10 protein-coding genes are annotated in these 12,695 nt (G+C 69.5%); 6 read left to right on the forward strand and 4 right to left on the reverse strand.

Annotation, left to right across the window (positions count from 1 at the left end):
- Positions 1-145 precede the first annotated feature (145 nt).
- The 3 genes from TSO221_RS07715 (at position 146) to aqpZ (ending at position 4,312) form a co-directional block, all read left to right on the forward strand.
- Entirely contained in the window at positions 146-1,351 is a 1,206-nt protein-coding gene (locus tag TSO221_RS07715) for a pyridoxal phosphate-dependent aminotransferase (RefSeq protein WP_109117905.1), read from the forward strand.
- A 707-nt stretch (positions 1,352-2,058) separates the two neighbouring features.
- Positions 2,059-3,414 carry a globin-coupled sensor protein gene (locus TSO221_RS07720; RefSeq protein ID WP_109117906.1) on the forward strand — a complete coding sequence of 452 codons (1,356 nt, stop codon included), beginning with the start codon at positions 2,059-2,061 and terminating at the stop codon, positions 3,412-3,414.
- A 157-nt stretch (positions 3,415-3,571) separates the two neighbouring features.
- Positions 3,572-4,312 (forward strand): aquaporin Z, encoded by a 741-nt coding sequence (gene aqpZ / locus TSO221_RS07725; protein WP_109117907.1) that lies wholly within the window; start codon positions 3,572-3,574, stop codon positions 4,310-4,312.
- Between the two features lie 224 nt (positions 4,313-4,536).
- Here the strand turns inward: aqpZ and TSO221_RS07730 are convergent, their stop codons facing one another.
- From TSO221_RS07730 to TSO221_RS07740, 3 genes are all read right to left on the reverse strand, one after another.
- Positions 4,537-5,130 (reverse strand): class I SAM-dependent methyltransferase, encoded by a 594-nt coding sequence (locus TSO221_RS07730; RefSeq protein WP_109117908.1) that lies wholly within the window; start codon positions 5,128-5,130, stop codon positions 4,537-4,539.
- 154 nt (positions 5,131-5,284) lie between these two features.
- Positions 5,285-7,324: an elongation factor G gene (locus tag TSO221_RS07735; RefSeq protein WP_109117909.1), complete on the reverse strand. Its 2,040-nt coding sequence runs from the start codon at positions 7,322-7,324 to the stop codon at positions 5,285-5,287.
- A 116-nt stretch (positions 7,325-7,440) separates the two neighbouring features.
- A complete protein-coding gene (locus tag TSO221_RS07740; protein WP_109117910.1) occupies positions 7,441-8,367 on the reverse strand; it encodes a 2-dehydropantoate 2-reductase in 927 nt (308 codons plus the stop codon).
- A gap of 358 nt (positions 8,368-8,725) precedes the next feature.
- On the opposite strand from TSO221_RS07740, the gene TSO221_RS07745 reads away from it, so the two are divergent.
- The 3 genes from TSO221_RS07745 (at position 8,726) to TSO221_RS07755 (ending at position 11,545) form a co-directional block, all read left to right on the forward strand.
- The gene (locus TSO221_RS07745) at positions 8,726-9,190 is read left to right on the forward strand and encodes a cache domain-containing protein (protein ID WP_109117911.1); all 465 of its coding nucleotides are present in this window, start codon (positions 8,726-8,728) and stop codon (positions 9,188-9,190) included.
- A 69-nt stretch (positions 9,191-9,259) separates the two neighbouring features.
- Positions 9,260-10,972, forward strand: a complete 1,713-nt coding sequence (locus TSO221_RS07750; RefSeq protein WP_109117912.1) for a methyl-accepting chemotaxis protein — start codon at positions 9,260-9,262, stop codon at positions 10,970-10,972.
- Between the two features lie 102 nt (positions 10,973-11,074).
- Positions 11,075-11,545 (forward strand): Dps family protein, encoded by a 471-nt coding sequence (locus TSO221_RS07755; RefSeq protein ID WP_109117913.1) that lies wholly within the window; start codon positions 11,075-11,077, stop codon positions 11,543-11,545.
- Between the two features lie 139 nt (positions 11,546-11,684).
- On the opposite strand, the gene trxB is transcribed toward TSO221_RS07755, so the two are convergent.
- On the reverse strand, positions 11,685-12,689 hold the full coding sequence (gene trxB / locus TSO221_RS07760; protein ID WP_109117914.1) for a thioredoxin-disulfide reductase: 1,005 nt from the start codon (positions 12,687-12,689) through the stop codon (positions 11,685-11,687).
- Positions 12,690-12,695 lie beyond the last annotated feature (6 nt).

The following is a 12,695-nucleotide window of genomic DNA, read 5'->3' on the forward strand; positions in this document are numbered from 1 at the left end:
GATCGCGCGCGCGGGAGATCGGGGGGCGGCCCGCCCCGTCGGGAAAGGCGTCCGCGCGCCCTTGCATCCATCCGAGGTCGGTCGTATTGTCGCGAGCCGTTTTTCCGGCCGCATTGTCCACCATCGATCCTTTAGGGGCAGACCCATGTCGATCCTCGCCTCCCGCCTGTCGCGCATCAAGCCCTCGCCGACCATCGCCGTGACCAACAAAGCCCGCGAGCTGAAGGCGGCCGGCCGCGACGTGATCGGGCTGGGTGCCGGCGAGCCGGACTTCGACACGCCGGACACCATCAAGGACGCCGCCATCAAGGCCATCCAGGCCGGCGACACCAAGTACACCGCCGTGGACGGCACGCCCGCGCTGAAGAAGGCGATCTGCGCCAAGTTCGAGCGCGAGAACGGCCTGAAGTACACGGCCGACCAGATCACCGTCGGCACCGGCGGCAAGCAGGTGCTGTACAACGCGCTGATGGCGACGCTGAACCCCGGCGACGAGGTGATCATCCCGGCGCCGTACTGGGTGTCGTACCCCGACATGGTCGAGCTGGCCGAGGGCACGCCGGTCACCGTCTCCTGCCCGGCCGAGCAGGGCTTCAAGCTGCAGGCCGCCGACCTGGAGAAGGCGATCACGCCGAAGACCAAGTGGCTGATCCTGAACTCGCCGTCCAACCCGTCGGGCGCCGCCTACACCTGGGACGAGATGAAGGCGCTGACCGACGTGCTGGTGAAGCACCCGCACGTCTGGGTCATGTCCGACGACATGTACGAGCACCTGCTGTACGACGGCCTCAAGTTCTGCACGCCGGCCGAGGTCGAGCCGTCGCTGTACGACCGCACGCTGACGGTGAACGGCGTGTCGAAGAGCTACGCCATGACCGGCTGGCGCATCGGCTACGCCGGCGGCCCGAAGGAGCTGATCAAGGCCATCGGCGTGATCCAGAGCCAGTCCACCTCCAACCCGTCGTCGGTCAGCCAGGCCGCCGCGGTCGAGGCGCTGAACGGCCCGCAGGACTTCATCGCGGAGCGCGCCGAGGCCTTCCGCCAGCGCCGCGACCTGGTGGTGTCGATGCTGAACCAGGCCAAGGGCATCAAGTGCCCGACGCCGGAGGGCGCGTTCTACGTCTACCCGTCCTGCGCCGGCACCATCGGCAAGACGACGCCGGGCGGCACGGTGATCAAGACCGACGAGGACTTCGTCACCGCGCTCCTGGAGACCGAGGGCGTGGCGGTGGTCCAGGGCTCGGCCTTCGGCCTGGCTCCGCACTTCCGCATCTCCTACGCCACCAGCACGGCCGAGCTGGAGGAGGCCTGCGTGCGCATCCAGCGCTTCTGCGGCAATCTGAAGGACTGAGCGTGAGTGGGCCGAGGGGGCGGGAGACCGCCCCCTCGCGTGCCCCACGGTGCCTGATCGCGCACCAACCGCCGGCTGCCCAGCGGCGGAATTCCGGCAGCGCGGGTTTTCATTGAACGGGTTGCGGGCGGCCGTTCGAGTGCGGCCGTGCAGCGCGCGCGGCGAAGCGCCTCTCGAACCGAGTGCAACCGCTTGCAACGCCGTGAAACGCTTTTTGCCGGTGTGTTTCATCACGCCGAGGCCGCCGCCGCTCCAATCAGATAAGAATAAAATCTTACACCGTGCGCTCGCGTTTGTGAAGCGCGCCGCACACGGCGTTCGCTTGAAGGCCTCTTCGGCCCTTGAGGGAGAAGGGCCTCATGGCCTTTCATCGGCTCATGCAATCGCCCTTGCGTCCCGCGCGTCCGCGTCCGGGGTGGGGCGCCCGTCCTACGGCGGATTTTTGTTTGCCGCAAAAATTAATCAGATACGTCGACATCGAGCATTATGCTGCTTCAAGAGATCGAATGAGTCCGGTGGGGTTTCCCTTTGGTATTCATGAGTCATTATCTTTTTTAACAATAAATGTCATAGACTCGTCTTGACGGTCGATGTATACATACCGGCGTATTCCGCGGGAGAATGGTGGCTGCCGCCCGCGTCGTGTGTGGATGTGATGAGTCCGCACGGCGACGGACGTGTGCGCCCGTCTGAGGGAGTGTCTCGTGATGGCCGGTAGAAATACGACCGAAGAGCAGCGCAAGCGGTTTGCCGTCTTCAACATCACCGATCAGGACATCGCGCTGCTGCGCAGGAATGCGGAGTTCGCGGAGCGCCGGCTGCCCGGTCTGCTGCAGCAATGGCATGCCCACTTCGCCGCGTGGCCGGAGATCCAGGCGGCGCTGATGAAGCCCGCCGTCCACAAGGCGCGCGTCGAGCACTGGTCGCGGGTGGCGTCCGGTGCCCTGGGCGACGGCTTCCTGGAATCGGCGCAGCGGCTTGCCCAGGCCTTTTACGACAACGGCGTGCCGGGCTATGCCGCGGCCATCTGCCACCACACGGTGTCCGGCTGCATCGTCCGCGAACTCGGTCTCGACGCGGCCGCCGCGCGGCGGTCGCTGTTCGGCGACAAGGGGGCGGCGGAGAAGGCGGCGCTGCGCGACGCGATCGGCAAGGTCGCCTGGCTGGACCTGGAGGTCCTCCTGGAGACCTACGCGGAGGCCGAGCGCGAGAGCAAGCGCAAGATCCTCAACCAGCTTGCCGACACCTTCGAGGGCAGCGTCAAGGCCATCGTCGGCAACACGGTCGCGGCATCGAACGAGATGGAGGACAACGCCCAGCGCATGTCGCGGATCGCCGGCGAGACCAGCCGCCAGTCCACCCAGGTCGCCTCGGCCGCCGAGCAGGCGTCGGCCAACGTGCAGACCGTCGCGTCGGCCTCGGAGGAGCTGACCAGCTCCATCGCCGAGATCAGCCGCCACGTCGCCCAGTCCTCGCAGATCGCGCGGGCCGCCGTGGACGAGGCGGAGCGCACCAACGGCACGGTCAACGGGTTGATCGAGGCGGCGCAGAAGATCGGCGAGGTGGTGCAACTCATCAACAACATCGCCAGCCAGACCAACCTGCTGGCGCTGAACGCCACCATCGAGGCGGCGCGCGCCGGCGAGATGGGCAAGGGCTTCGCCGTGGTGGCGTCCGAGGTGAAGAATCTCGCCAACCAGACCGCCAAGGCGACCGAGGACATCTCGACGCAGATCGCCGGGATGCAGGATGCGGCGCGCAACTCGGCCGACGCCATCAAGGGCGTTGGCAACACCATCACGCGGATCAACGAGATCGTCACCACGGTCGCCGCCGCGGTCGAGGAGCAGGCCGCCGCCACGCAGGAGATCGCCCGCAACGTCCAGGAAGCCGCCACCGGGACGCAGAGCGTGACCCAGACCATCGGCGAGGTCACCAAGGGCTCCACGGAGACCGGTGGCATCGCCGGCCACGTCCTCGGCGCGGCCCGCGACCTGCACAAGCAGGCCGACTCGCTCAGCCAGGGCGTGGACAGCTTCCTGCAGCGGATCCGCAGCGCCTGACGGCGGACTGGCCCCTCTGCGCCCGGGAGACCTCGAAGCCTGTTCCTCTGCTCCGCGGCCTCCCTCCAAGGCGTGCGTCCCGTCCCGGCCCGATCGGGTCTACCCTGTGGTGCAGCGGCACGCGCCGGTTCACCGGCGCCAGGGACAGGAGGCAGGCATGACCATGGTCCGACGGACGTCGGCCGAGTTCCTCGGGACGTTCTGGCTGGTCTTCGGCGGGTGTGGCAGCGCGGTGCTCGCGGCGACCTTTCCGCAAGTCGGCATCGGACTGCTCGGCGTCTCCCTGGCGTTCGGCCTCACCGTCGTGACCATGGCCTATTCCATCGGGCACATCTCCGGGTGCCACCTCAACCCGGCGGTGACCGTCGGCCTCTGGGCCGGCGGACGGTTCCCGGCCAAGGACATCCTGCCCTACGTCGTCGCCCAGGTCGTGGGCGCCTTCGCCGCCGCACTGGTGCTCTACGTCGTCGCCGTCGGCAAGGCGGACTACAGCCTGGCGACGAACGGACTCGCCGCGAACGGCTACGGGGCGCATTCGCCGGGCCAGTACGCGGTCTCCTCCGGCTTCCTGATCGAGGTGGTGCTGACCTTCTTCTTCGTCCTCGTCATCCTCGGCTCGACCGACCGGCGCGCCCCGGCGGGATTCGCTCCCCTCGCCATCGGGCTGGCCCTGACCTTGATCCACCTGATCAGCATCCCGGTCACCAACACCTCCGTGAACCCGGCGCGCAGCACCGGCCCGGCGCTGGTGATGGGCGGTTGGGCCCTGCAACAGCTCTGGATGTTCTGGGTCGCGCCGCTGGTCGGCGGTCTGGCGGGCGGGATGGCCTACAGGGCGCTGGCCGAGGAGATGCCGGAGAAGCCCGCCATCACCGGCGAAGCGCGACCGTCCACCTGACCGGATCGGGTCATGGTTACGGGGGTGCTGCCGCGCCGTTGTCGCAACACCCCCTGCCGTCAAACGTTATTCTGGCGAGGCAACGACCCAGAAGGCGTACCGAATGCGGCAGTTCGATCCCGACACCAACCCGATGACCGAGGAGGACTACGGCATCGTCCTCGGCCTGTTCATCGGCATCTATCTGGGCCTGCTTCTCGTTTCCGCCCTCCCGTAGAGCCGCCCTACGCCCGGCTCGCCACGTGCAGCCCCTTGCCCAGCGCGAACACCGTCGTCGCGAAGCCGGGCAGCGCCTCGACGGCGGCGATGTAGCCGGCGATCTCCGCCGGGTGCGACAGCGCGTTGTCGGCGAGCAGCAGGCAGTCCGGCTCCAGCCGCGGCAGCAGCAGGCGGAGCTGGTCCGGGGCGCTCCAGCGGTCGGCGTCGAAGAACACGCAGTCGAAGGGGCCGGGCAGGGCGGCCACCGTCTCCGTGGCGTCACCGTGCAACAGGCGCACGCGGTCGGCCAGCCCGGCGCGTTCCAGGTTGGCGCGGGCCTGGGCGAGCTTGCCGGCATCGCGCTCGATGCTGACCAGCGGTTCCGGCGCGCCGGTGGCTTGCAGGGCGGCGGCCAGCCAGATGGTACTGATGCCGTTCGAGGTGCCGATCTCCAGCACGCGCCGGCGCCGGCCGGTGCGGACCAGCACGTGCAGCAGTTCGGCGGTGTCGCGCTCCAGGTTCAGCATCTTGCGGGAGCGGTCGGCCTCGCGGGCGTCGTTGGCGTGGCCGAGGTCTTCGAGGTCGCGCAGCACGGCGTCGACCTGGGGCGGGAGGAGCATTCCGGAGTCCTGTGGGGAGTGAGTCCCTCCCTCGCCCCCGGCGGGGGAGGGAGGGGACCCACGAAGTGGGGAGGGTGGGGGGTACGGATCCTCGGGGTGGCCGTTGCCCCCTCCTAACCTCCCCCGCCGGAGGCGGGGGAGGGACTGATCCGACTTACGCGTGCGCCAGCGCGGCCTTCCGCTGCTCGACGGCCTTGTCGGCCATCTTGCCGGTCAGCTCCTGCAGGCGTTCGAAGGTCCAGGTGAAGGTGCCGACGCCCAAGGACAGCGAGCGCAGCTCGACGATCAGGTCGTGGATCTCCGCCTGCGGCATGTAGGCCTTCACCTCGTCCCAGCCCTGCCAGCCGGGCCGGGCGTCGAAGCCGAGGATCTGGCCGCGCCGGCCGCTGACCAAGCGCTGCACCTTCGGCGTGAACTCGCTGGGCACGGCGACGCAGACCTGGAGGATCGGCTCCAGCAGCACCGGCTCGCAGGACGGCAGCGCCTCCTGCATGGCCTGCCGGGCCACCGTCTTGAACGCCATTTCCGAGCTGTCCACCGCGTGGTACTGGCCCCCCGTGAGGCTGACCGCGAAGTCCACCACCGGGAAGCCCAGCGGACCCTGCACGGTGTACTCGCGGATGCCGGCCTCCACCGCCGGGATGAAGTTGCGCGGCACCACGCCGCCGACGATGGCGTCCTTGAACGCGAAGCCGGAGCCGCGGGGCTGCGGGCTGACCTGGATGACGATGTCGGCGAACTGGCCGTGGCCGCCGGTCTGCCGCTTGAAGCGGGCGTGGTGCTCCGGCACCCCCTTGCGGATCGTCTCCTTGTAGGGGACCTGCGGCGGCTTGCCCTTGACCGGCACGTTGTACTTGCTGCGCAGCCGGTCCATGGTGATCTGCAGGTGGATGTCGCCGTGGCCCCAGATCACCATCTCGCCGGTGTCGGGGGACTGCTCGAACTTCAGCGACGGGTCCTCCTCGATCAGCTTCTGGATGGCGCCGGTCAGCTTCACCTCGTCGTTGCGGTTCTCGGCGTTCACGGCGAGGCCGTACACCGGCGACGGCACCTCCGGCCAGTTGGCGGGCGCGCCGTCGTTGCCCCTGTCGGTCAGGATGTCGCCGGCCTTCGCCTTCTCCAGCCGGCCCAGCGCCACCACCTCGCCGGCCGCGGCCTGCGTCAGCTTCTGCTGGTCGTGGCCCATCATGTGGTAGACGCCGGACACGCGCTCGCCGCCCAGCGTCATGCCGTCGGTCACCGTGCCGCGCCAGACGCGGGCGAAGCTCAGCTTGCCGGCGTGCGCGGCGTTGAGGTTCTTGAACACCTGCGCCACCACCGCGCCGTCGGGGATCAGGCGGTGCTCGGCGGTGCTGGTCACCTCCGGGCCCTCGTGGCGCAGCGCCTTCAGCAGGCGCCGGATGCCGCCGTCGTTCTCGGCCGAGCCGAGGAAGACCGGCACGATCAGATCCTCGGCGAGGTCCTTGGCGAAGTCCTCGTAGACCTTGCCGGGCTCGGGCCTGACGTCCTCGAGGAGCTGTTCGAGCAGGCCGTCGTCGAAGTCGGCCAGCGCCTCCAGCATCTCCTGCCGGGCCTCGGACTCGCGCTCCTTGACGGAGTCGGGCATCTGCACGAGGTCGGAGGGCTTGTGCGGGTTGAAGTGGTAGGCGCGCTCGCTGACCAGATCGACGTAGCCGGCGATGCGGTCGCCCTCGCGGAACGGCACCTCGCGCAGCACCAGCGGGCGCGAGGAGACCGCCTGATAGGCCTGCACCACGTCGCGGATGCGCAGGTCGCCCAGCGTGTCCACCTTGTTGACGAACAGGATGTGCGGGATCTGGTTGTCGTCGAGGAACTTGAACAGCGGCGCCAGCAGCACGGCGCGCTCGGCCGAGGGCTCGGCCACGATCACCGCCACGTCGCAGGCCATCAGCGCGCACTGCGTCTCGTAGCCCAGCTCGACGGAGCCGGGACAGTCGAGGAAGTGCCAGCGCTCGCCCAGGTACTCGGCGTGGGCGAGGTTCACCTCGACGCTCATCTGGCGGGCCTTGGCTTCCGGCGCGCTGTCGCCGACCGCGTTGCCGTCCCGTACGCTGCCCTTGCGGGTGACGGCGCCGGTGGCGAACAACAGGCTCTCCAGCAGGGTCGTCTTGCCGCTCAGGTACGGACCGACCAGCGCAGCGCAGCGCGCCGTCGATACTTGTGAATGGGGCATGCACACCTCCCGGTGGTCGTTTCTTCGATACGCTGGCGGAATGGTCCACCCGCGGGCGGGGACCTGTCGACGGAAAAAAGGGGCGGCATCGCGTCACGCCACCCCTGTGCCGCGGACTATTTGGCCGGCTGACCGTCCGCGTAGGGCGCCAGCGCCGCCGCGATCACCCGGTGCACCGGCGTGGGCACCTCCAGCTCGCGGCCCAGCCGCACCACGGCGCCGGACAGCCAGGGCAGCTCCAGCCGGCCGCCGCGCTCCAGGTCGTTGAGCATGGAGGACTTCATCTCCGGCACCAGGCTGTCGATCAGCGTGCCGATGCGGTCCAGGATGTCGGGGCCGAGGTTGACCGCCTTGCGCCGCGCCAGCTCCGCCACCTCGGCCACCGCGTCGAGGAACAGCGCGCGCGTCTCCGGCACCGCGCGGATCACGCCGACCGGCTGCCGGGTCAGCGCGGTGACGCCGCTGAAGGGGGCCAGGAAGGTGAACTTCTCCCAGATCATCGACAGGATGTCCGGGCTGTAGATGGCGTCGAAGCCGGCGTCGGCGGCCAGCGCGTGGAAGCGCGTCATCCGCTCCGAGCGCTTGCCGTTCAGCTCGCCGAAGCTCATGCGCGCCATGGTGCCGGTGTGGCGGATGACGCCGGGGGCGAAGACCTGCGCGGCGATGTGCGCGACGCCGCCGGCCACGTGCGCGGCACCGACCGCGGCGGCCAGCGTCTCGGCGCTGGTGACGCCGTTCTGCAGGGTGATGACCGCCGTCTCCGGGCCGATCAGCGGGGCGAGCGTCGCCGCCGCCGCCTCGGTGTCCCACAGCTTGACGGCGAACAGCACGATGTCGACCGGGCCGATGGCCGCCGCGTCGTCGCTGGCCGTGACGTTCTTGAGGTGCAGGTTGCCGGCCGCGCTCTCGATGCGCAGGCCGTCCTGCCGGATGGCCGCCAGATGCCGGCCGCGCGCCAGGAACGCCACGTCCGCCCCGGCGGCCAGAAGTCTGGCGCCGAAATAGCCGCCGACCGCGCCGGCGCCCAAGACCGCGATGCGCATGCCGAATCCCCCCGTTCCGTTGCCTGTTCCGAGAATAGTGGACCCGGCGACGTTGTGCGGCAATAGGCCGCGAAGCTGCAGGGCCGTCCGGAAACCCCCGGGGAGGGCGCCGACAGGCCGCTCATGCGCAGGGATAGAGCGCCGCTCCCGCCCCCGCTCATAGGTATGGCCATGATTGTTGCATCGCAGCAACCTAAGTATGACAAAGGAAAAATCCGACGGACAAATTCGTGAAACCTTACGATAGTAGACTCTGATCTGCGCGCCATCCGGACAGGGGAACGGAGCGTTGCGAAAATCTTGCGGATGCGCGCCGGCAACCGATCGGACGCATCAATAATCATTAGGGGGAAAACGAATGCGCGCACTGTTCCGTCTCGTCGCCGCCGGCCTGCTGGTGCTCGGCCTGTCCGGGGCCGCCGCCGCCCAGGACGGCAAGCCGACCATGGACGACGCCAAGGCGATCACGCTGAAGGCGGCCGACCTGCTGGCCGCCCAAGGCCTGGACGACGCCGCGAAGGCCTTCAACGCCGACGGCGAGTTCAAGCGCGGCGAGATCTACGTCAACGTCATCGACCTGGACGGCGTCTGGCGCGTCTATCCGCCGAAGCCGGCCGGCGTCGGCCAGAACATGAGCCAGGTGAAGGACGCCGACGGCGTCTTCATCATCCAGGAGATCCTCAAGGTCGCCAAGGACAAGGGCGAGGGCTGGGTCGAGTACCGCTGGAAGAACCCGGCGTCGGAGAAGATCGAGCCGAAGGTCACCTACGTGAAGAAGGTCGCGGGCAAGGACCTCGTCGCCTACGTCGGCATCTACAAGTAATCCCGGCGGGCGCCGGGCGACCGGCGCCCGCCCCCCAGCCAGAGATTGGGCCAGAGATCGGGAAGCCACATGAACCGTGGGATTTTCGCCCGGGTGAGCGGCACCTCGGTGGCGGTGCGGGTGTTCGCCGCGCCGCTGCTGGGCATCCTGCTGACGGTCGGCGCGTTGCTGCTGGCCGACCGGCAGGCGGAGCAGGCCACGGCGGCCATCGACGCCATCCACCTGTCGGCCGGCGAGCGCCGCGCCCAGATCGACCGGCTGGTCGCCACCGCCTACCAGATCCATTCCGACGTGTCGCGGCATCTGGCGCTCGCCGGCTCGGGGCTGGAGGACGCCAAGCTCAAGGTCATGCGCGACGCTGTCGACGCCAACCTCGCCAAGGAGCGCACGGCGCTGGCCGCGCTGGCCGCCCTGCCGCTGACCGAGGGCGAGCGGGCGCTGCTGGCCGACATCGGCACGCGGCTGGCCGCCTACGCCAAGGCGGTGGACCAGATGAACGAGATGGCGACCATCGACCGCCTGATCGCCATCCCGTTCATGGCCAACGTGGACGACCAGTTCAAGGGCCTGACCGACAAGGCGCTGGCGGCGCAGGAGGCCATCGGCCGCTCCACCGCCAAGGCCGCGCAGGACACCCGCGACGCCGCCGCGGCGGCGCGCACCGAGTTCGCGCTGGTCATGGCGGCCCTGCTGGCGGCGATGGCGGTGGGCGGGCTGCTGCTGGCGCGCAGCATCACGGCGCCGCTGACGCACCTGTCCGACACCACCACCGCGCTGGCCGCCGGCCGGCTGGACGTCGCGGTGGACGGCGCCTGGATGAAGAACGAGATCGGCGCCATGGCGCGCGCGCTGCAGGTCTTCCAGGACAACGCCCGCGAGGTCGACCGTCTGAAGGTCGAGCAGGAGCACCAGAAGCGGGAAGCCGAGGCCGAAAAGCACCGCGCCATCCACGAGCTGGCCGACCTGTTCGAGGCGCGCGTCAGCGAGGTGGTGCAGCAGGTGGGGGCCGGCGCCAGCCAGGTCCGCGCCAACGCCAAGGGGATGCTGGAGCGTGCCGAGGCCGCCAACCGGCAGGCCGCCTCGGTCGCCTCGGCCAGCCAGCAGGCGGGCATGAGCGTGCAGACCGCGGCCGCCGCGACCGAGGAGATGTCGGCCTCCATCGCCGAGATCGGTGGGCAGGTGCACCGTTCGTTCGAAATGGTGCGCGCCGCCGTGCTCGCGGTCGAGGAGACCAACGGCCACGTCGTCGGCCTCTCGTCCGCCGCCGGCAAGATCGGCGAGATCGTCGGGCTCATCAACTCCATCGCCAGCCAGACCAACCTGCTGGCGCTGAACGCCACCATCGAGGCGGCGCGGGCGGGGGAGGCGGGCAAGGGCTTCGCCGTGGTGGCCAGCGAGGTGAAGAACCTCGCCACCCAGACCGCCAAGGCGACCGAGGACATCCAGAACCAGGTCGGCGGCATGCAGGCGGTGACCGGCGCCGCCGTCGGCGCCATCAGGGGGGTGGGGGAGACGGTGGTCGCCATCGACCGGATCATCGGCACCATCGCCCGCTCCATGGAGCAGCAGGCGACCGCCACCCGGGAGATCAGCCGCAACGTGCACGAGGCGGCGGCGGGCACGGCGGACGTCTCCAGCACCATCGGCGACGTCTCGGCCAGCGCCGGCGAGACCGGTGCGGCGGCCGGCGAGGTGCTGCGCGCGGCGGAACTGCTGGACGGTCAGGCGGTGACGCTGAGCAGCGAGGTGCGTCGGTTCATCGGCCGGTTGCGGCAGGGCTGACCCGGAAACCCAGGGGTGCGGCATCCTGGCGCGGCCGGGTGGGGTTGAAACCGCTGCGCCGCAACCAAGGTAGGCAGACGGACCAAACCAAGGAGGACACCCATGCAGATCGACATCGGCATCGCCGAAGCCGACCGCAAGGCCATCGCCGAGGGGCTGAGCCGCGTGCTCGCCGACACCTTTGCGCTGTACCTGAAGACGCACAGCTTCCACTGGAACGTCACGGGGCCGATGTTCAACACGCTCCACGTCATGTTCATGGAGCAGTACACCGAGCTGTGGACCGCGCTGGACGAGCTGGCCGAGCGCATCCGCGCCCTGGGCTACCCGGCGCCGGGCAGCTTCACGCAGTTCGCCAAGCTGGCGTCGATCGCGGAAGAGACGACGGTGCCGCGCGCCACCGACATGATCCGCCAGCTGGTGGAAGGCCACGAGGCGGTCGCCCGGACGGCGCGCGCCGCGTTCCCGACCGCCGAGCAGGCCAACGACCAGCCGACCGCCGACCTGTTGACCCAGCGCCTGCAGATCCACGAGAAGACCGCGTGGATGCTGCGCAGCCTGCTGGAGCAGTGAGGATAGTCCCTCTCCCGTCCCGGGAGAGGGTGGCCGCGCAGCGGCCGGGTGAGGGTAAGGCCAAGGATCCTTGATTTTACCCTCACCCTCCCGCCCTACGGGCGGGCCCCTCCCTCTCCCGGGACGGGAGAGGGGAAGATCACCACGTCCCGGCCGGGCTCGGCACATGGTGCGCGCCGGCCGCGGGTTCGTTGGCGGCGAGCCAGCGCTCGACCTCCAGCGCGGCCATGCAGCCCATGCCGGCCGCCGTCACCGCCTGGCGGAAGACCTTGTCCTTCACGTCGCCCGCCGCGAACACGCCGGGGATGTCGGTGGCGGTCGAGTCCGGCGCGGTGACGATGTAGCCGGCCTCGTCCATCGCCACCTTGCCCTTGAACACCTCGGTCGCCGGCGAGTGGCCGATGGCGACGAACACGCCCTCCACCGGGATGGTCGACTGGGCATCCGTCTTGACGTTCCTGACCTTCAGCCCCGTCACCGCGCGCGGGTTGCCGAGGCTGCCGTCGCCGGTGCCCTCGATCTCCTCGACCACGCTGTCCCACACCACCTGGATCTTCGGGTTGGCGAACAGGCGGTCCTGCAGGATCTTCTCGGAGCGGAAGCTGTCGCGGCGGTGCACCACCGTCACCTTGGAGGCGTGGTTGGTGAGGTACAGCGCCTCCTCGACCGCGGAGTTGCCGCCGCCGATCACCGCCACCTCCTTGCCGCGGAAGAAGAAGCCGTCGCAGGTGGCGCAGGCCGACACGCCGTAGCCGCGGAACGCCTCCTCGCTGGGGATGCCCAGCCAGCGCGCCTGCGCGCCGGTGGCGATGACCACCGCGTCGGCGGTGTAGGTGTCGCCGGAATCGCCCGTGCAGACGAAGGGGCGCTTGGAGAAATCCACGTCGACGATGATGTCGAACATCATCTTCGTCCCGACGTGCTCGGCCTGTTTGGCCATCTGCTCCATCAGCCAGGGACCCTGGATCGGCTCGGCGAAGCCCGGGTAGTTCTCGACGTCGGTGGTGATGGTCAGCTGGCCGCCGGGCTGCATGCCCTGCACCAGCACGGGCGCCAGGTTCGCGCGCGCGGCGTAGATCGCCGCGGTGTAGCCGGCCGGGCCGGCGCCGATGATCAGGACCTTGGTGTGGTGCGAAGCGGGCATGGGTCT

This window comes from Azospirillum sp. TSO22-1 (assembly GCF_003116015.1).
In the GTDB taxonomy this organism is placed as follows: domain Bacteria; phylum Pseudomonadota; class Alphaproteobacteria; order Azospirillales; family Azospirillaceae; genus Azospirillum.